At 29.4% G+C, this 17,900-nt stretch carries 23 protein-coding genes and 2 tRNA genes; 15 read left to right on the top strand and 10 right to left on the bottom strand.

The window, feature by feature from the left end; all coding sequences use genetic code 11:
• The first annotated feature begins 3 nt into the window (after positions 1 to 3).
• A complete protein-coding gene (gene fmt, locus AC5SLZ_RS00265; protein ID WP_494615639.1) occupies positions 4 to 927 on the top strand; it encodes a methionyl-tRNA formyltransferase in 924 nt (307 codons plus the stop codon).
• Positions 928 to 1,668: a tRNA pseudouridine(38-40) synthase TruA gene (truA, locus tag AC5SLZ_RS00270; RefSeq protein WP_494615641.1), complete on the top strand. Its 741-nt coding sequence runs from the start codon at positions 928 to 930 to the stop codon at positions 1,666 to 1,668.
• Here the strand turns inward: truA and AC5SLZ_RS00275 are convergent.
• From AC5SLZ_RS00275 to rpmH, 10 genes are read right to left on the bottom strand one after another with little or no spacing between them, the layout of a single operon-like run.
• The gene (locus AC5SLZ_RS00275; protein ID WP_494615642.1) at positions 1,648 to 2,139 is read right to left on the bottom strand and encodes an SET domain-containing protein; all 492 of its coding nucleotides are present in this window, start codon (positions 2,137 to 2,139) and stop codon (positions 1,648 to 1,650) included. The genes truA and AC5SLZ_RS00275 overlap by 21 nt on opposite strands.
• 30 nt (positions 2,140 to 2,169) lie before the next feature.
• Positions 2,170 to 3,099, bottom strand: coding sequence for a histone deacetylase family protein (locus AC5SLZ_RS00280; protein WP_494615644.1), 930 nt, complete (start codon positions 3,097 to 3,099; stop codon positions 2,170 to 2,172).
• Positions 3,096 to 4,253 (bottom strand): succinyl-diaminopimelate desuccinylase, encoded by a 1,158-nt coding sequence (gene dapE / locus AC5SLZ_RS00285; RefSeq protein ID WP_028036210.1) that lies wholly within the window; start codon positions 4,251 to 4,253, stop codon positions 3,096 to 3,098. Before dapE ends, AC5SLZ_RS00280 begins: the two co-directional genes overlap by 4 nt.
• A 7-nt stretch (positions 4,254 to 4,260) precedes the next feature.
• Positions 4,261 to 5,091, bottom strand: coding sequence for a 2,3,4,5-tetrahydropyridine-2,6-dicarboxylate N-succinyltransferase (dapD, locus tag AC5SLZ_RS00290; RefSeq protein ID WP_494615646.1), 831 nt, complete (start codon positions 5,089 to 5,091; stop codon positions 4,261 to 4,263).
• Positions 5,092 to 5,113: 22 nt separating this feature from the next.
• Complete coding sequence (locus tag AC5SLZ_RS00295; RefSeq protein ID WP_494615647.1) at positions 5,114 to 5,785, bottom strand: pyrimidine 5'-nucleotidase; 672 nt, start codon at positions 5,783 to 5,785, stop codon at positions 5,114 to 5,116.
• Positions 5,782 to 6,648, bottom strand: coding sequence for an acetylglutamate kinase (argB, locus tag AC5SLZ_RS00300; RefSeq protein WP_494615648.1), 867 nt, complete (start codon positions 6,646 to 6,648; stop codon positions 5,782 to 5,784). Before argB ends, AC5SLZ_RS00295 begins: the two co-directional genes overlap by 4 nt.
• Positions 6,648 to 8,324, bottom strand: coding sequence for a membrane protein insertase YidC (gene yidC, locus AC5SLZ_RS00305; RefSeq protein WP_494615649.1), 1,677 nt, complete (start codon positions 8,322 to 8,324; stop codon positions 6,648 to 6,650). The genes argB and yidC overlap by 1 nt, the downstream gene beginning before the upstream one ends.
• The gene (gene yidD / locus AC5SLZ_RS00310; protein ID WP_028036215.1) at positions 8,324 to 8,575 is read right to left on the bottom strand and encodes a membrane protein insertion efficiency factor YidD; all 252 of its coding nucleotides are present in this window, start codon (positions 8,573 to 8,575) and stop codon (positions 8,324 to 8,326) included. Before yidD ends, yidC begins: the two co-directional genes overlap by 1 nt.
• Positions 8,575 to 8,916 (bottom strand): ribonuclease P protein component, encoded by a 342-nt coding sequence (rnpA, locus tag AC5SLZ_RS00315; protein ID WP_028036216.1) that lies wholly within the window; start codon positions 8,914 to 8,916, stop codon positions 8,575 to 8,577. The genes yidD and rnpA overlap by 1 nt, the downstream gene beginning before the upstream one ends.
• Positions 8,917 to 8,920: 4 nt before the next feature.
• On the bottom strand, positions 8,921 to 9,061 hold the full coding sequence (rpmH, locus tag AC5SLZ_RS00320) for a 50S ribosomal protein L34 (protein WP_008545591.1): 141 nt from the start codon (positions 9,059 to 9,061) through the stop codon (positions 8,921 to 8,923).
• A gap of 92 nt (positions 9,062 to 9,153) precedes the next feature.
• Here rpmH and AC5SLZ_RS00325 point away from each other — a divergent pair, with 92 nt between their 5' ends.
• From AC5SLZ_RS00325 to hisG, 13 genes are all read left to right on the top strand, one after another.
• Entirely contained in the window at positions 9,154 to 9,876 is a 723-nt protein-coding gene (locus tag AC5SLZ_RS00325) for a TVP38/TMEM64 family protein (RefSeq protein WP_494615652.1), read from the top strand.
• A 177-nt stretch (positions 9,877 to 10,053) separates the two neighbouring features.
• Entirely contained in the window at positions 10,054 to 10,254 is a 201-nt protein-coding gene (locus AC5SLZ_RS00330; RefSeq protein WP_028036218.1) for a hypothetical protein, read from the top strand.
• 97 nt (positions 10,255 to 10,351) lie between these two features.
• Complete coding sequence (gene dcd, locus AC5SLZ_RS00335; RefSeq protein ID WP_028036219.1) at positions 10,352 to 10,906, top strand: dCTP deaminase; 555 nt, start codon at positions 10,352 to 10,354, stop codon at positions 10,904 to 10,906.
• 2 nt (positions 10,907 to 10,908) lie between these two features.
• The gene (gene murA / locus AC5SLZ_RS00340) at positions 10,909 to 12,162 is read left to right on the top strand and encodes a UDP-N-acetylglucosamine 1-carboxyvinyltransferase (protein ID WP_494615653.1); all 1,254 of its coding nucleotides are present in this window, start codon (positions 10,909 to 10,911) and stop codon (positions 12,160 to 12,162) included.
• Positions 12,162 to 12,560 (top strand): DUF2948 family protein, encoded by a 399-nt coding sequence (locus AC5SLZ_RS00345; protein WP_028036221.1) that lies wholly within the window; start codon positions 12,162 to 12,164, stop codon positions 12,558 to 12,560. Before murA ends, AC5SLZ_RS00345 begins: the two co-directional genes overlap by 1 nt.
• Positions 12,560 to 13,843, top strand: a complete 1,284-nt coding sequence (gene hisD, locus AC5SLZ_RS00350; RefSeq protein WP_494615655.1) for a histidinol dehydrogenase — start codon at positions 12,560 to 12,562, stop codon at positions 13,841 to 13,843. Before AC5SLZ_RS00345 ends, hisD begins: the two co-directional genes overlap by 1 nt.
• Positions 13,844 to 13,845: 2 nt before the next feature.
• Positions 13,846 to 14,061 carry a translation initiation factor IF-1 gene (gene infA, locus AC5SLZ_RS00355; protein WP_023649077.1) on the top strand — a complete coding sequence of 72 codons (216 nt, stop codon included), beginning with the start codon at positions 13,846 to 13,848 and terminating at the stop codon, positions 14,059 to 14,061.
• A 5-nt stretch (positions 14,062 to 14,066) separates the two neighbouring features.
• Positions 14,067 to 14,141 (top strand) — tRNA-Phe (locus tag AC5SLZ_RS00360).
• A gap of 82 nt (positions 14,142 to 14,223) precedes the next feature.
• Positions 14,224 to 14,436, top strand: coding sequence for a cold-shock protein (locus tag AC5SLZ_RS00365; RefSeq protein ID WP_023649076.1), 213 nt, complete (start codon positions 14,224 to 14,226; stop codon positions 14,434 to 14,436).
• Between the two features lie 223 nt (positions 14,437 to 14,659).
• Positions 14,660 to 14,734 (top strand) — tRNA-His (locus AC5SLZ_RS00370).
• 4 nt (positions 14,735 to 14,738) lie between these two features.
• The gene (hisS, locus tag AC5SLZ_RS00375; protein ID WP_494615656.1) at positions 14,739 to 16,133 is read left to right on the top strand and encodes a histidine--tRNA ligase; all 1,395 of its coding nucleotides are present in this window, start codon (positions 14,739 to 14,741) and stop codon (positions 16,131 to 16,133) included.
• Positions 16,111 to 17,163, top strand: a complete 1,053-nt coding sequence (locus AC5SLZ_RS00380) for an ATP phosphoribosyltransferase regulatory subunit (RefSeq protein WP_494615657.1) — start codon at positions 16,111 to 16,113, stop codon at positions 17,161 to 17,163. Before hisS ends, AC5SLZ_RS00380 begins: the two co-directional genes overlap by 23 nt.
• Entirely contained in the window at positions 17,163 to 17,855 is a 693-nt protein-coding gene (gene hisG, locus AC5SLZ_RS00385) for an ATP phosphoribosyltransferase (RefSeq protein WP_494615659.1), read from the top strand. The genes AC5SLZ_RS00380 and hisG overlap by 1 nt, the downstream gene beginning before the upstream one ends.
• Positions 17,856 to 17,900: the final 45 nt, after the last annotated feature.

The following is a 17,900-nucleotide window of genomic DNA, read 5'->3' on the forward strand; positions in this document are numbered from 1 at the left end:
TTGATGGCAAACAAGATAGTTTTCATGGGTACCCCAATGTTTGCTGTGCCTATTTTAAAATCATTGTATCAAAATGGTTATCCAATATCAGACGTATATACACAACCTCCTCAAAAATCACAACGTGGACAAAAAATTAATAAATCACCCATACAAGGGATTGCCGAAACGTTAAGTTTACAATTCAGAATTCCAAAATATTTAAAAGATAATAGCGAAGAATATGATTACTTTAAAAGTATAGAGGCTGATCTGGCAATAGTTGTTGCTTATGGACAAATCATTCCTAAAGAATTTTTAAGTTTAACTAAAAAAGGATTTATTAATATCCATGCATCTATTTTGCCTAAATGGAGAGGTGCAGCACCCATACAAAGATCAATAATGAATCTTGATAAAGAAACTGGAGTGAGTGTTATGAAGATAGCAGAACAACTTGATACAGGCCCAGTCTGCAATACTTATAAAATAAATTTAGAAAATGATTTAAATGCTAGCGATGTAGCTGAAAAATTATCTTTAATTGCAGCTGAAAAAATACTGAATAACGTTGATAATATTTTAGAAGATAAAATAAAATTTATTGATCAAGATCATTCAAAAGCAACATACGCATTAAAAATTCAAAAAGCGGAAGGTGAAATTAACTGGAATGATGAAGCAAAAATGATTATAGGAAAAATAAATGGTTTATACCCTGTGCCAGGTGCTTTCTTTATATATAACGGCGAAAGATACAAAATTTTAAAAGCAGAAATTGGTAAAGGAATTGGAAAGCCAGGAGAAATTGTTTCTGATTACTTAGAGGTTGTTTGTGGTGATAAGGAAACAATAAAGATTAAAGAGATCCAAAGACAAGGAAAAAAGCCTCAAAATATTGGTGAATTTATGCTTGGTTCGCAAATAAAAAAAGGTGCAGTTATATAAATGCCCAGGTATCAATTACTTATTGAATATGTAGGTACACATTTTAGAGGGTGGCAAATTCAAAAAAAAGGATCGACTATTCAAGGACTTATTCAAGAAAAACTCACAAAACTTCTAAAAGAAAAAATAATTTTAAATGGCTCAGGTAGAACGGATACAGGTGTCCATGCAATTGAGCAGTCTGGTCATTTTGATATTAAAAATGAGATCATAGATTTAACAAAGTTTTTAAAATCAATTAATCATTTTTTAAATGATAAGGGTGTGGCTATTAAAAAAATAAGAAAAAGAAGTAATAAATTCCATTCAAGATTTTCTGCAAAACAAAGGATTTATAAATATATAATCTTTAATCAGATAAGTGCTCCTGTAATTGAAAAAAAGAGAGGATGGCACGTAAGAAAACAATTGGACTTAGATTTGATTAAAAAAGGAGCTAAGAAATTAGTTGGGACAAACGATTATTCTACTTTTAGATCTTCAAGTTGCCATGCAAAAAGTCCTATTAAAACAATCAAATCAGTAAAAATTAAATCATCAAAAAATAAAATAGAAATAGAATTTAAGTCACAATCTTTTTTACAACAACAGGTCAGATCTATGGTGGGTTGTTTAAAATATTTAGGTGAAAAAAAATGGGATTTAAAAAAATTTAATAAAGTTTTTAAATCAAAAAAAAGAGTTCTTTGTGCTCCACCAGCTCCACCTGAAGGTCTTTTTTTAACGAGAGTTATTTATTAATTTATCTTTGTTTTTCATTGCAAATTTTTTATTAATTCGCCATCTTGACTCTGCTCTTACTATATACCCACAACAATTTTTAGATTTACATTTACACGGAAATTGTTTGTAATTTTCATCATAACCGAAACCGTAATCACAAGTAAGTTCTTCACCTTTTTTAATATCTCGTATTGCTTTCACCCATAATTTTAAACCTTTGCCATCATAGTCACAATTATTACTACATGAATGATTTATTAATCTTGCAGTATTCCATGAAAAATCACCATCAAGGTCATATTTTTTATTGACCGTAAATAAATATATAGGTTTGCTATTATCGTACTTATCAGACTCTTCTGTTTGTTTTTTCGTGATCAATTTACCTAAATAATCTATTATTTTTGTACCTTCTTTAATATCTTTAGTAGCGTATAGACCTCTACCTTTTTTATCGATGTCTGACTTTTTAATTCTATAAGGTTTCATACAAGTTTTTTAGAGTTTATATTTGAATTATCAATTAAATTCTATCAAAGCATCCACATGTCTTTTAGTGCTATCTTGAAGAGCTTTTAGGTCATAACCACCTTCAAGAATTGAAACTACTTTACCATTACACATTGATTTAGAAATTTCTAATGTCCTTTTTGTTAAATGATAAAAATCTTCTGAACTTAACTTTAGCTGCGCTAATGGATCATCAATATGGGCATCAAAACCCGCAGAAAATAATAAAAATTCAGGTTTAAACTCTTTCAATTTTTTTAAAACATTTTCATATGCGTTTAAGTATTCTTCAGCAGTTGTGCCAGCTTCAAGTGGTATATTTAAAATATTATTAAATTTACCCGTTTCCTTTTCAGAACCAGATCCAGGATAGTAAGGATATTGATGTGTTGAAATATATAACACTTTTTTATTATCATAAAAAATATCTTGAGTACCATTTCCGTGATGAACGTCAAAATCAATAATTGCAACTTTATTATAATTATATTTTTCAATTAGATAGTTAGCACCAACTGCAACATTGTTATATATACAAAATCCCATTGCCTTATCCTTTTCTGCATGATGCCCAGGTGGTCTTACTGCACAAAAAGCATTTTTAAATTCTTTCTGCTGAACACCATCTATAGCTGTAATTATTGATCCCACCGCATCTTTTGTTGCCTCTTTACTTCCGGGCGAGACAACCGTGTCTCCATCAAGAAAAGCTAAGCCATTTTCTGGAAATGATTTACTTACAAGATCAATATATTCAGAAGAATGTGTGTTAATTAAAAAAGATTGATCAAATTTTACTGGTTTTTTCCAAAATAATTTTTGGTTATTAATTTTTTTAAAGTTATCAATAATAGCTGTAACCCTATCTATTTTTTCTGGATGTCCTTCGCCTGTATTATGATTTTGATAAGTATCAGAGGTAACTAGAGCTGTTTTCACTTAAAATAATTTTGTAAAATATTTGAGTAAATCAAAGTAAGTTTTTTTAAGTCTGACAATGAAACTGCCTCATCTACTTTATGCATTGTTTTACCAACTAAACCAAATTCTAAACATGGAGCTATTTTTCTAATAAATCTTGCATCAGAAGTACCGCCAGTTGTTGACAATTGAGGTTTAATTTTTGTAATTTTTTTAATGATATCTCTAATCATAAAAGTTGTATTATTTGGTTTTGTAAGAAACGCCTCCCCAGAAACACTATAATCAATTTTATATTTTGATTTATTTTTATTACTTATTTTTTTTATAATTCTATCAATTTTCTTTTTTATTGAACTTGAAGTGTGTTTATTGTTAAATCGAATATTGAATTTAGCATTAGCCAAGCCTGGAATTACGTTATCTGCAGAATTATCAATATCTATTTTAGTAATTTCAAGATTTGTAGGTTGAAAATCTTTTGTGCCATTATCAAATTTAATCTCTTTTAATTCCTTTAAAATTTGTACCAGTGCTGTGGAAGGATTATTTGCTCTTTGAGGATATGCTACATGACCTTGAACACCTATAATTGAAAGTCTACCATTCATACTTCCTCTTCGACCAATTTTAATCATTTCACCTAATTTATTTGGATTAGTAGGTTCACCTACTAAGCAAAAATCTATTTTTTCTTTTTTCTTTCTTAAGTAATCAACTACTTTTTTGGTCCCATTGATTGCTGCTCCTTCTTCATCTCCTGTAATTAAAAGACTAATAGAGCCATTAAATTTTCTTTTATTTCCAACAAAATTACTTACTGCCGAAACAAATGCAGCAATCGAGCTTTTCATATCATTAGCACCTCTTCCAATTAGATGTCCTTTTTTAACAGAGGGTTTAAATGGGTTTACTGTCCATTCTTTTAAATTTCCAGCAGGCACAACATCTAGATGACCTGCGTAACAAAAATTTGGACCTTGATTACCAAGTCTTGCGTAAAGATTTTTTACTGGTTTGCTATTCTTGTCTTTAAACTCTAAAATTTTAGTTTTAAATCCAAGTTTTTTAAGTTTCTTTTCTAAGAATTTCATTATTCCAGCATCAATAGGCGTCACAGATGGGAATTTAATTAGCTCCTTAGCTAATTGAAGTTCATTAATTGAGGTCATAATTAATCTATTCTCTTAGAAGATCATTAACTGAAGTCTTAGATCTTGTTTTTTCATCAACTTGTTTAATAATAACTGCACAATAAAGAGATGGGGCAGAGGCATTATTTTTATCAGGTAATGATCCAGGAACAACTACTGAATAAGGAGGAATTTTCCCATAAGTTATTTCTCCAGTTTGTCTATTCACTATTTTTGTAGATTGACCTATGTACATTCCCATACTTAGAACAGATCCTTCGCCAACGATAACACCTTCAACAACTTCTGACATTGCTCCGATAAAACAATTATCTTCAATAACAGTTGGTAATGCTTGAGCAGGTTCTAATACTCCACCAATTCCACTTCCAGCTGAGATATGGCAATTCTTTCCTATTTGACAACAGCTACCAGCACGACTGAAGGTGTCCATCATAGTACCCTCGTCGATATAAGCTCCGATATTAACATAACATGGCATTAGTACTGCATTTTTTCCTACAAAAGATCCTTTTCTTACTGGAGAGTTTGGTACCATTCTAAATCCAGCCTTCTCATGATCTTCTTTTGTCCAACCTGCTGTTTTACCTTTTAATAAATGTGCTTTGTCATACCAGCTACTATAAGGGCCATTTAAATTTTCCATTGGGTAAATTCTAAAGCTAAGCATAATAGCTTTTTTAATGTGTTGATGAGTAACCCACTCCCCATTAATTTTTTCTGCAACTCTAACTTTACCACTATCTAAATCAGCAATCATTTGATTGATTGTATCTTTCAAGCCTTGTTCAGAGTTTTGGTTTACATTATCTCTATTTTCCCACGCATCATTTATTATTTTTTGGATATCACTCATATTTTTTATTTAGATAGTTAATTTAATTATTTTTTAATATATTAATTTCTTGAAGAAAAGAAGGCAAGTTCTTAATCTTGTAATCTATGTATGGTTTGTTCGAATCTTTTTTAGCAAAAGCCTCTTCATTTTCTAACCAACAAGTTTTCATTCCTAAATTCTTAGCCTGCTCTAAATTGTGAGCAATATCCTCAATTAAAATTGATTGATTTGGGTCTAAATCAAATTTTTTGATCAATTTTTGATATGGATCTAAGTGTGGTTTTGGAACATAATTTGCATCTGTGATATCAAAGGCTCCATCAAATAATCCATCAATACCAAGTTGTTTTGTAACGTTTTCAACATGGGCATGTGATCCATTAGTAAAAATAATTTTCTTTTCTTTTATCTTAATAAGCTCTTCTCTTAAAATTTTGTCCTTAGGCAACCAACTTATGTCAATATCATGTACAAATTCTAAAAATTCTTGTGGATCTATGTTGTCATGGTTCATTAAACCAGAGAGCGTTGTTCCATATTCATAAAAATATTTTTTTTGTATTTCTTTTGCTTTTACAAGATCAACATTAAATTTTTCAGAGATAAAAGAAGACATCTTTTTATCTACTTCAGAAAAGACCTGAGTTTGACCACTATAAAGAGTGTTATCAAGGTCAAATATCCAATATTTTATATCAATTAAATCTTTCATTGTCTTATTAGGGTTCCTGATCCTTTGTCAGACAATAGTTCAAAAAGAATAGAATGGTTTTTTCGACCATCAATAATTACAACACCTTTCACGCCATTGCTTGCAACGTCCAAACAATTATTAATTTTGGGGATCATTCCTCCAGTAATGGTTTCATTATCGATTAATTGTTTAATTGAAGTTGAATTAATTTCAGGAATTAGTTTTTGATTATTATCTAGTACACCTTCGACATCACTCATAATAATTAATCTTCTTGCTTCAATTTTTTTTGCAATCGAACCAGCTGCTGTGTCTGCATTTATATTATAAGTTTGGTAATTTTCATCTAAGCCCAATGGTGCAATTACTGGAACTTTTTTATCATTAACAATTTTATCTATAATAGCTTTGTCAATTTTAGTTGGTGATCCTACAAATCCTAATTCATCATTTTCTCTGACCACACTAATGATATTATTTTTTTTAGAGTTAATTGAATCACTATTGCATGATTGTTTTTTAAGGGCCTCAACTATTTCTTGATTAAATTCTATTAAAACTTTCTCGACTACTCCAATTGTTTCTTTTCCTGTAATCCGAAGTCCTTTTATAAATTCACTATTAATTCCTAATTCATTTAATTTGTTACTTATTCTTTTGCCTCCACCATGAACAATTATAGGAATGAAACCTAACTTATTTAATGTTGTAATATCTTTTATAAAAATATTGAATAAGTTTTGATCGACTAAAACACTTCCACCACACTTAATAACAATGTATTCATCATTATACTTCTCAAGATACTTTTTTACTTCATCAATTGAGGGACCATCAGATGGTAGGATTTTTTTTAACTCTTCTTCTTTGACTTCGAACATTAAGTGGTTGTTTTAATAGTAGTTCTTTTCATAATGAATACTTGTTGCGCCATTGTTAAAATATTATTAACAGTCCAGTAAATTACTAATCCTGCAGGGAATGGTGCCAGTATTACTGTTAGGAAAAGTGGAAAGAACATAAATATTTTTGCCTGCATGGGATCTGTTGGAGCAGGATTAAGTTTTTGCTGAATAAACATTGATACACCCATTGCAATAGGCCAAGCGCCAATCATTAAAAATGAAGGAACATCATAAGGCAATAAGCCAAATAAATTGAAGAGTGATGTAGGATCTCTTTCGGATAAATCTTGTATCCATCCAAAAAATGGCATTTGTCTCATTTCAATTGTTACAAATAATACTTTATATAATGCAAAAAATACTGGAATTTGAACTAGTATAGGTAAACAGCCGGACATAGGATTTACTTTTTCTTTTTTATATAGTGCCATCATTTCTTGCTGTAATTTCATTTTATCATCTTTATGTAGATCTTTAAGTCTCACCATTTCAGGTTGGAGAGCTTTCATTTTTGCCATGCTTCTAAATGAAAAGTTTGCAAGTGGGAAGAAAGCAAGCCGAATACAAATCGTTATTGCAATGATTGCGAGACCATAGTTTCCAAGTAATTTAAAAAAGTAATCTATCCCATAAAATAAAGGTTTAGTGATAAAATATAAAAAACCCCAATCAATTGCTAAATCAAATTTATCTATATTTAAAGATTCTGCATAACCATCAATTACATCTACTCTTTTTGCTGCAACAATTATTTGCATTGTATCCTCTATGCTAGAATTTCCTTTTAGTTCAAGAGGCTCAGTTCCTACAAAATTTGCTCTAAATTTATCTTTGTAGTCAAACGTAGTTTTAAATTCTTTACCACTTGGGGGTATTAATGAAGTGATCCAAAATTTATCAGAAATTCCAAGCCATCCTTTTTGTGAGGTTTTTGAAAATTTTTCTTCTTGTATATCATCATAATCTTCCTCAATCAGCTCATCATCTAAGGTTGCCAAAAGTCCCTCATGAAGGATATAAAAATTTGATATATCAGGAATTTGCTTTCTAATAATTTGTCCATACGAGTAGAAATCATACTCTTTGTTTGTAGAATTGATTACTTTTTGTTTAACTGAGAATAAAAATTTATCATCTAAGGTTATCTCTTTTTCAAAAGTAATTCCCTGATTATTAGTCCAGGATAATTTAATAGGAGATTGGTTGGTTAGTTTATTATTTCCTGATACAGACCATACTGAATTCGAATTTGGAATATCAATATTTTTATCTGTAGTTATAAATCCACTTTCTATTAAGTACCCATCTTTAGTATTTCTTGGTGATAAAAGCTTAACTTTCTCATCACTTTCTAAAGCGATATTATATTCTTTAAAAGTTAAGTCATCGATTGCAGCACCTTTTAAAGAAATTGAACCAACTATATTTTGGTTTTCGAATTGAATTCTTTTACTTTGGTTTAAAGCCTCTTCTCTTGTTATCTCAGTTACTGTTTCTTTTTGGTCTAAACTTGGCGCATCTGTATTTTGCTCAGTTTTATTTTTCTCTGCCAATTGTTCCTTAGTAATTGGTGGTGGGGCAAAAAATAGCGAATACAGAATAATTACAGCTGCCGATAAAGAAATAGCTGCAATTACATTTTTAGTATCCATTATTTTTTTGCTTTCATTTCTTTTTTAATTGGATCAAAACCATCTCCACCTCCTAAAAACTTTATTGGATGGCAGGATAAAATTCTTTTCAAACTCATGAAACCTCCTTTAATTATACCAAATTCTTTTAAAGCCTCGATACTGTATTCTGAACAAGTTGGTAAATATCTGCATGATTGACCAAGTAGTGGACTAATTAGGAATTTGTAACCTTTTATAAATTTAATTAAAATATTTGTGAAAATGTTCATTATTTAATTTTTTCTAAATCCTGAAATAGAGTTTCTTTTATATTTTTGTACTCATTGTTTAACATAGTTGACTTAGCAATAACAAGATATGAATAGTTAAATTTTAATGTTACTTTTTTAACTGCTTCATTAACAATATTTCTTAATCTACGTTTAATTTTATTTCTTTTTACCGCATTACCAATTTTCTTTTTAGTGACAAAACTAATATTAAGTTTGTTGTCATCTTTGTTAGCTAGTTTGCCAAAAAAAATTGTAACGTATTTGTTAGAAATTTTTTTTTGTTTTAATAGATTTTTGAATTCTTCGTTTTTTGAAAGAGCAAGTATTTTGCTTTTCATTTATCTAGACTGATACAGTTAACGATTTTCTTCCTCTTGCTCTTCTTCTAGCTAAAAGTTTTTGTCCACCCTTAGTCTTCATTTTTGATCTAAAACCATGTTTTCTGGCTCGTTTAACGTTAGATGGCTGATATGTTCGCTTCATAAAATGTGGTTAAAATTTATTAATTTTCGCCCTTTATAGTAACTAAATATATAAATAGCAAATAGAAGATTATAAAATTAACATAGTATTTAATGGAAAAAGCTAAAAAAATTAAATTATTTATAGGATTATTTTATCTAACAGCTATTTGCTTATTTCTATATTTTTTCTTTTCAAAATTTAGCCTTCAGGAATTAACTTCTTATGATTTTATTAGAGAAAATAGATCATATTTTTTTGAACTTAAAAATTCTAATTTATTTTTGTTATCAATAATCTTTTTGGGACTTACAATTTTATGGGTATTCCCATTTTTAGGATTTGGATCACCTGTTGCACTGATGGGTGGATTTATTTTTGGAAAATGGGTCGGAACAATTCTTGTTGTTCTAGGATTAAGCATTGGTGCAACTTTTATATATTTATTTGGCAATTATTTTTTAAAAGAATTTATAAGAGAAAAATTTTTAAATAAATTCATAAATCTTGAACAAAAATTTAAAAAATCAGAATTTATTTATTTATTAATTTATCGTTTTATAGGAGGAATACCTTGGCAGTTAAGTTGTCTTTTGCCGACACTTTTTAATGTAAAAGTAAATAATTTTTTCTTTGCAACATTGATTGGAATTATACCTCAAATTTTCTTAGCTGTTTCTATTGGTAGCGGTTTAGAAAAAGTTATTGATCAAAATTCAGAAGTTCCCAGAATAACAGATATTATTTTTTCAGCAGATATCTATTTACCCATCCTAGCTTTTTTTGGATTAATTATATTATCAATTTTTTTAAGAAAACTTTTCTACAAAAATTAATTATGGTGCTCCCACCCTGTACTGACCAGGGAATTAGTCATTACCAATGACTTGATATGCCATTTATCTATAGGAGCTTATTAACAAAATAATATTTATTGATAATAAAGCATTTTTTTCAAAATATTGCCTTAATTTTTTGATGAATTTGCTTTATATCTATTTGAGGAAAATTTTATGGGAATTCATTACGATTATAAATCCACTAAAGGAAATAAGCTTATGGAGAAGCAAGCTAAAAGAGAAAAGAAGCTTGCAGAAAAAAAAGCAAAACGTTTAGCTAAAGAGGGACCCAAAGAAGAAGAGGTAAAGCCTAAAACGTTAGATGCCTCTAAGCCTATCACTTTAGATTTTCTCACTAACCCAGATAAAGAATGAATTCTAAAGAAAAAAATGAGCGTCTAAGCTTAGCTCTTAGAAAAAACCTAAAAAAAAGAAAACTTTTTCAAAAGAAAACAAAAAAGAAAACTAAATAATGTCAGTATTATCAGATAAGTGGATAAGAAAGATGTCCAAAGAAGAAGACATGATTTCTCCTTTTGAAGAAAAACAAGTCAGAGGAAATAGTATTTCTTATGGACTATCATCATTTGGTTATGATGCTAGAGTTTCTGATGAGTTTAAGATTTTTACTAATGTAAATTCAGAAATCGTAGATCCAAAAAATTTTAAACCAACAAACTTTGTTACAAAAAATGTATCAGAATGTATTATTCCACCAAATTCATTCGTTTTAGCAAGAACAGTTGAAAAATTCAAAATTCCAGACGATGTGTTGGTTATTTGTTTAGGAAAATCTACATATGCAAGGTGTGGAATTATTGTAAATGTTACGCCTTTAGAACCAGGTTGGGAAGGTTATGTAACACTAGAATTTTCTAACACCACACCTTTGCCCGCGAAAATATATGCTAATGAAGGTGTTGCGCAATTTATTTTTTTAAAGGGAAATGAGAAACCAGAAGTAACATATGCTGATCGTAACGGAAAGTATATGGGCCAAACTGGGGTAACGTTACCCAAAGTTTAACTATGCAAAAACTCGAAGTTTTTGGGGCAAATAAGCTCAAAGGACAAATAAAAATATCAGGTTCAAAAAATGCATCTCTTCCAATTTTAGCAGCAACTTTATTATCAAGAAAAAAAATTTACTTAAAAAATTTACCCAGAGTAAAAGATATTGAGACGATGGTTAGTTTATTGCAATCGTTAGGGTCTAAAATTAACTTTAATAAAAATAATCTAATTATTGATAATAAAAAACAAATAAAAAGTTTTGCCTCTTATAGCTTGGTTAAAACTATGAGGGCAGGAATTTTAGTGCTTGGGCCTTTACTTGCAAAATTGGGTAAAGCTAAAGTATCCTTACCTGGCGGTTGTGCGATAGGTACTAGACCTGTTGATATACATTTGGACGCTTTATCAAAGTTAGGAGTTAAATATAAAATTGTCCAAGGATATGTACATGCCACAGCCCCTAAGGGATTAATTGGTAGTAAAATTCGATTTCCAAAAATATCAGTAGGTGCTACTGAAAATTTAATAATTGCAGCAAGTTTTGCAAAAGGTACTACCGTTTTAAGTAACTGTGCAATTGAGCCTGAAATAAAAGATTTGGTAAATTTTTTGATAAGCATGGGGTGTAATATCAAATGGGTTAGTAAGCGTTCAGTTAAAATTGAAGGGATATTAGAAGTTAAAGAAACTATATATCCAATAATGTTTGATAGAATAGAGGCTGGAACTTATTTAGTTGCTGCGGCTGTAACAGAGGGAAATTTAAAGATAAAAAATATTATTCCCAAAACTATTCAAGCAGAAATAGATATTTTAAAAAAAATAGGTGCAAAAATCAGAGTTAAAAAAGATGAGATTCATATTATAGGAAATAAAAAGATTAAAAGTATGAATATCAAGACAGCACCATATCCGGGTTTCCCAACTGATTTACAGGCTCAAATGATGGTATTATTATGCAAAGCTAACAAACAATCGGTAATTAAAGAGGATATTTTTGAAAACAGGTTTATGCATGTTGCTGAGTTAAATCGAATGGGTGCTAAAATCTCAACAGATGGCAGAAAGGCAAAAGTTACTGGTAACATTAATTTTGAAGCAGCTGAATTGATGGCAACAGATTTAAGAGCTTCTGTATCATTAATTCTGGCAGCTTTAACTGCTAAAGGGAAATCAGTGATTAATAGAATTTACCATCTTGATCGTGGATATGAAAACTTAGAAAAGAAATTAAAAAAAGTTGGAGCAAAAATTAGAAGAGTGAATTAATGGATAAGAAATATTTAGCAAAAATTATAGCTTCAGATAATGAAGGTTTACAAATGATTTCAGCATGTACTGCTGGAGCAAAGATTAAAGTTTCAGACATAAAATATCTAGCAGAAAATAAAGTTTTTTTATTATCAATTGAGAGAACCAAAATTGAAACTGATCAGGAAGATAAGAAAATTAACAGCATTTGTAGGTTTGATTGTGTAGATAAAGTTAAATCTAAAAATATAGATCAAAAAAATGAAGATTTAGTTTTAGAATTAATAGCAATAGATTATTTAAAAAATAATGAAGATTACGAAATTAATTTAATTTTTAGCAATAATGCCCACATTGCTTTGACTACCGAAACAATTGAAGTAAGACTAGAGGATCAAAGTGAGATTAAAGACTAATGAAAATATTAAATAGTAATAATAAAAATTTTGATAAAAAATTAGATAGTTTGCTTTTACAAAGAAAGAAAAAAGTACAATCAAATTCAGTTTCGGTTTTAAGTATTATTAAAGATGTCAGAAAAACTGGAGATAAAGCTTTAGTAAAATATGAAAAGAAATTTAATCAAAACACTATAATTGTTCCTTCCCAAAAACAGATTGCTAATTCAATAAAATCACTAGATAAAAAAGTGAAGCAAGCAATTGATATTGCTTACAATAGAATTTATAAATTTCACTCACTTCAAAAATTTAAAAATATATCTTACGTTGATAAATATAAAAATAAACTTCAGTATAAATATATACCTCTAGAATCTGTTGCAATTTATGTACCTGGTTCAACAGCTTCATATCCATCCAGTGTTTTAATGAATGCAATTCCAGCAATTGTTGCAGGAGTTAAAAGAGTTGTGATGATTAATCCTGGATTTAAAGGAAAACAAAATTCAGCAGTATTATATGCAGCACGTAAGTGTAAAATTAAAGAGATTTATTCAATTGGTGGCCCTTCAGCGATTGCAGCTGTAGCTTATGGAACAAAGAAAATAAATAAAGTTAATAAAATAGTAGGCCCTGGAAATGCTTATGTTGCTGCTGCTAAAAAAGAAGTTTTTGGTGATGTTGGAATTGAAGGAATGACAGCAGGCCCTTCAGAAGTAACTATTGTCTGTGATAAATTTTCAAATCCAGAATGGGTTGCAAGTGATTTAATAGGACAAGCAGAACATGATAATCTTGCACAATGTATTTTAATTTCAAAAGATAAATCTTTAATAGATAAAGTTCAAAATGAAATTGTTAAACAATTAAAGGAAATTTCAAGATCTTCTATTGCAAGAAAAAGCTTATCAAGTAATGGAATTTTAATGCATATTAGTTCAGATAAGAAAATAATTGAGGTTGTGAATAAAATAGCACCTGAGCATTTGGAGCTAAATGTTAAAAATTATAATTCATTTGTACCAAAAATTAAAAGTTCGGGATCTGTTTGCTTAGGAAAATATGCTGTTATGGCAATGACCGACTATAATGTTGGATCTAACCACATATTACCAACAAATGGTTCAGCAAAATATTCAAGTGGAGTAAGTGTAAATGAATTTTATAAACGGATTTCCTATATAAACTTATCTAAAAAGGGTATTGAAAGTCTTGGTCCTTCAGTTATAACACTTGCAAATTACGAAGGATTAGCAGGACACGCTCAATCTGTAAAAAAAAGAATTAGGAGAAAATAAAATTGTCTAAACAAGATTTGCTTGAATTTAAAGGAAAGGTCATGGACTTACTTCCAAATGCAATGTTTAGAGTTAAGCTAGAGAATGGGCATACTGTTACTGCTCATACGGCTGGTAAGTTGAGAAAAAACAGAATTAGAGTATTGCAAGGCGATAACGTGACAGTTGAGATGACACCTTATGACCTTACAAAAGGTAGAATAATCTTTAGAGGTTAATTTTTGCCTCGGTAGCTCAGGAGTAGAGCAGAGCCCTGAAAAGGCTTGTGTCGGAGGTGCGAATCCTTCCCGAGGCACCATCACTAACTTTTCATCTTGAAATAATTAAAAAATCAAATTAGCTTTATGTAATAATAAACAACATAAAGACTGAGAAATAAGATGAGTACACTAACTGGTAAAATTAAATGGTATAATGGTAAAAAAGGCTATGGTTTCATCGAAAGAGATGACAAGGAAAAAGATGCCTTTGTCCATGCGTCAGCTGTTAAAGAAGCTGGTATGAGATATCTAAATGAAGGTGATAAATTAGAGTTTTCATTAGAGGATGGTCCAAAAGGTCCTTCTGCTGTTAATCTAAAAAAAATAGACTAATTCTCAAATATTTTAAAGGGCGTTAAATCTATAAATAGATTTATGTCCTTTTTATTTTTACTTGAATAATGACAATTATTGTCTAAAAGACTGCCCATGATTATAAATATTACATACAGAAAGACCTCAAGAAGCACTCATAGAATCTGTTTCCATAGCCTGTAGGCTATTTATTTATAATATAATTTTAAATCCACACAAAAATAATATAAAAACAAGGAATGCCTGGGTGGTGTAACGGTTAGCACGAAAGTTTGTGGAACTTTAAGTTTGAGTTCGATTCTCAGCCCGGGTACCAAAAAATGAATAAAGAAAATAAATTAGTACCTGTATTACCTTCAGGTTTTGAAGATCGTTGGGATAAAAAGCTTCTTCTCAAAAAAAAGCTATTAAAAGCAATTGAGAATAATTTTATTAAGTTTGGAGCAGAGGCTCTTGAAACCCCTTCGTTTGAAATTAGTGAAAATATAGGATCTTTTCTTGCAGAAGACGATAGTAATCCTATGTCTGATGTATTCTCATTTCAAGATGGTGAAAAAAGCATTACACTTCGATACGATTTATCCAGTCCATTAGCAAGATTTGTTGCTCAAAACAATCAAGAGCTACCTTCAATATTTAAAAGATATGCAATTCAAAATGTATTTCGTAACGAAAAAGCCGGAAATGGTCGTTACAGAGAATTTATGCAAGCCGACTTTGATATCGTTGGAAATGTTAATCCTGCTCAAGCGAACGCTGAACTTTGTAATTTAATTTCAAGTACGTTGTCAGATTGTGGATTAAACAAAGATCAATTCACTATCAATGTAAGTAATAGAAAAATAGTTCAAGGATTAATTAATGAATTAAAAATTTCTGAAGAAAAACAAATTAAGGTTATTCGAGCGATTGATAAATTAGATAAGCCTGGATTTGGTTTAAAAGGAGTTGAAGACCTTCTTAAAAAAGAAAGAAAAGATCAAAGTGGTGCTATTACTAAAGGAGCTGATCTATCCGATGATCAAGCTGCACAAATATTAAATTTTTTAAAGATTAAAGACTTAAAACAATTGAAAGAAACTTTAAAAAATCCTTTATCTCAAGAAGGAATAAGTGAGCTTGAGGATGTTTTTGAGGTATTGGGATATGGATCAAATTTAAATCAAGTTAAGACTAATTTTACAATTGTTAGAGGTCTTGCTTATTATTCAGACTTTATTGTAGAGACTAATTTAAATTTCAAAGTCACCAATAACAAAGGAAAAGAAGTAGATATTGGAAGTATATGTTCAGGTGGAGCTTATGCGAAATTGATTTCTAGATTTAGAGGTGTTGATATTCCAGGAACAGGAATAAGCTTTGGTGTAGATAGATTATTGTTTGCTTTAATGCAATTAGATCAAATTGAAGTTGAAGATCAAAAACCAGTTTTAGTTTGTGTCATGGATCAAAAATATTTGAAAAATTATTATGAATTAGTGGATCAATTAAGAGATAGTAATATTAACGCTGAAGTTTTTTTGAACACTAAAAAAAACCTAGGCAAACAACTTGATTTAGCAAATAAACGTCAGTTAACGGTTGCTGTTATTTGCGGAGAAAATGAATTTAACGATAACACAGTTACTATTAAAAACCTTAAAGGCGTTAAGGGTGAAAATAATCAAACAATTCCAAAAGCTGATTTAATTAATGAAATCAAAAAACTTATCTGAAAATATCCTTAGATCGGTCAAATCTAAAGGATTTAGGTATATTGATTTACCTTCAGTAATTGAAGCCAACCATATTGTTCAAAGATCAGGTGAAAACTTTAGAAAATTTATATTTTCTTTTATTGATCAAAACGGAAGTGAGCTTTGTCTTAGACCTGACTTAACTATTGTCTCATGTCTTAGATATTTAGAGAACAATTTAAAAGGAAAAGAAAAAATTTTTTATAGTGGTCAGGCTTACCGAAAGTCACAAAATAAAAAAGACTCTATTATTAGAGACCAAGTTGGATTTGAAATCATTGGATCAAAAGATGAAAAGAATGATGATAAAGAAATTATCAATACCTCTTTAAAATCACTTCAAAATATTAAATATACATCAGGCACACTAACCATTGGAAATGTTGAAATCTTTAATTTGTTAATTTCAAAACTAGATATTCCAAAACGTTGGAAGTTAAGATTATCAAGACATTTTTGGAGAGAGAAATATTTTAATGATTTATTAAAAAGATTAGAGACTAATTCAGATGTAGATCCAACTATCGTTGAGATTGATAAAAAACGATATTTTAAAATGTTAAAAGAAGATCTATCTAAAATTATAGCAGGAAGATCAATTAATGAAATTTTAAAAAGATTTGATAATAAAATTAGAGATCCAAGAGGAGCAAAAAAAGGTGAAAATGTATCAAAGATTATTAAGGAGTTTTTAAAAATTAAATACCCAATTAATAAAGCTGCAAGTGAACTAAATAAGTTTTTTAAAAAGAATAAGATTAATTTAATAGTTGATCAGAAATATTTTCCAATCTCTGAAAATAAAATTTCAAAATTAAATGTTATATTCTCAGCTTCATTTGGAAGACAATTAGAATATTACACAGGCATGGTATTTAAAATTGATATCAAGTTTAAATCAAAAAACAGAAACATAATTAATGGCGGAAGATATGATAAATTAATTTCAGATCTTGGGGCCAAAAATCAAGTAGCCGCAGTTGGAGCTGCTTTAAACTTAAATTACTAATGACAAAAGATATGATTAATATTGGAATTCCAAGCAAAGGTAGACTTAGAAAAGATATTTTAAAAATATTTAAAAAAAATAAACTAAACTTGGTATCTGAACGAGGTGAAAGAGACTTATTAGGCTCTATTAAACAATTAAAAAATGTTAAAGTTTTATATCTCCATGCAAGAGAAATAGTTGAAAGACTTGGAGATGGCTCATTAGACCTTGGTTTTTCTGGATATGATTTATTAAAAGAGAGTGAAGTAAATATTCAAAATAAAATCAATGTATCTAAAAGATATGATTTTGGAAAAGCAACTTTAGTTGTTGCAATTCCTGACCCTTGGATAGATGTTCAAACAGTTGCAGATTTAGAGGAAATTGCATTTGAGTTTAAAGATAAAAAGAAAAAAAGATTAAGAGTTGCAACCAAATATCCAAATTTAACCAGAGAATTTTTATTTTCAAAAGGGGTTACTCAATTTAAATTAGTAAGCTCTCTTGGAGCCACGGAGGCTTATCCTTTCACAGGATCTAGTGAAATTATCACTGATATAACTTCAACTGGCGAGACTTTAAAAGCTAACAATCTTCGTGTTTTAAAGGATGGAGAAATATTAAAATCAGAGGCGTGTTTAATGATATCAAGATCATCTTTAAAAAAACCTGAAGTTAAAAAATTAGTTAAACTACTTTCTAAGAATTAAATCTTTCCAGTAAATTAGAATAATCTTAATAATATCAAGGTTTCT

The organism is Candidatus Pelagibacter sp. PS_06 (assembly GCF_059418045.1).

What these genes read in the sequence shown, in the direction of transcription:
- fmt (WP_494615639.1), top strand. Translation starts at nt 4, where the DNA reads ATGGCAAACAAGATAGTTTTCATGGGTACCCCAATGTTTGCTGTGCCT.
- truA (WP_494615641.1), top strand. Translation starts at nt 928, where the DNA reads ATGCCCAGGTATCAATTACTTATTGAATATGTAGGTACACATTTTAGA.
- AC5SLZ_RS00275 (WP_494615642.1), bottom strand. Translation starts at nt 2,139, where the DNA reads ATGAAACCTTATAGAATTAAAAAGTCAGACATCGATAAAAAAGGTAGA.
- dapE (WP_028036210.1), bottom strand. Translation starts at nt 4,253, where the DNA reads ATGACCTCAATTAATGAACTTCAATTAGCTAAGGAGCTAATTAAATTC.
- dapD (WP_494615646.1), bottom strand. Translation starts at nt 5,091, where the DNA reads ATGAGTGATATCCAAAAAATAATAAATGATGCGTGGGAAAATAGAGAT.
- AC5SLZ_RS00295 (WP_494615647.1), bottom strand. Translation starts at nt 5,785, where the DNA reads ATGAAAGATTTAATTGATATAAAATATTGGATATTTGACCTTGATAAC.
- argB (WP_494615648.1), bottom strand. Translation starts at nt 6,648, where the DNA reads ATGTTCGAAGTCAAAGAAGAAGAGTTAAAAAAAATCCTACCATCTGAT.
- yidC (WP_494615649.1), bottom strand. Translation starts at nt 8,324, where the DNA reads ATGGATACTAAAAATGTAATTGCAGCTATTTCTTTATCGGCAGCTGTA.
- yidD (WP_028036215.1), bottom strand. Translation starts at nt 8,575, where the DNA reads ATGAACATTTTCACAAATATTTTAATTAAATTTATAAAAGGTTACAAA.
- rnpA (WP_028036216.1), bottom strand. Translation starts at nt 8,916, where the DNA reads ATGAAAAGCAAAATACTTGCTCTTTCAAAAAACGAAGAATTCAAAAAT.
- rpmH (WP_008545591.1), bottom strand. Translation starts at nt 9,061, where the DNA reads ATGAAGCGAACATATCAGCCATCTAACGTTAAACGAGCCAGAAAACAT.
- AC5SLZ_RS00325 (WP_494615652.1), top strand. Translation starts at nt 9,154, where the DNA reads ATGGAAAAAGCTAAAAAAATTAAATTATTTATAGGATTATTTTATCTA.
- AC5SLZ_RS00330 (WP_028036218.1), top strand. Translation starts at nt 10,054, where the DNA reads ATGGGAATTCATTACGATTATAAATCCACTAAAGGAAATAAGCTTATG.
- dcd (WP_028036219.1), top strand. Translation starts at nt 10,352, where the DNA reads ATGTCAGTATTATCAGATAAGTGGATAAGAAAGATGTCCAAAGAAGAA.
- murA (WP_494615653.1), top strand. Translation starts at nt 10,909, where the DNA reads ATGCAAAAACTCGAAGTTTTTGGGGCAAATAAGCTCAAAGGACAAATA.
- AC5SLZ_RS00345 (WP_028036221.1), top strand. Translation starts at nt 12,162, where the DNA reads ATGGATAAGAAATATTTAGCAAAAATTATAGCTTCAGATAATGAAGGT.
- hisD (WP_494615655.1), top strand. Translation starts at nt 12,560, where the DNA reads ATGAAAATATTAAATAGTAATAATAAAAATTTTGATAAAAAATTAGAT.
- AC5SLZ_RS00365 (WP_023649076.1), top strand. Translation starts at nt 14,224, where the DNA reads ATGAGTACACTAACTGGTAAAATTAAATGGTATAATGGTAAAAAAGGC.
- hisS (WP_494615656.1), top strand. Translation starts at nt 14,739, where the DNA reads ATGAATAAAGAAAATAAATTAGTACCTGTATTACCTTCAGGTTTTGAA.
- AC5SLZ_RS00380 (WP_494615657.1), top strand. Translation starts at nt 16,111, where the DNA reads ATGAAATCAAAAAACTTATCTGAAAATATCCTTAGATCGGTCAAATCT.
- hisG (WP_494615659.1), top strand. Translation starts at nt 17,163, where the DNA reads ATGACAAAAGATATGATTAATATTGGAATTCCAAGCAAAGGTAGACTT.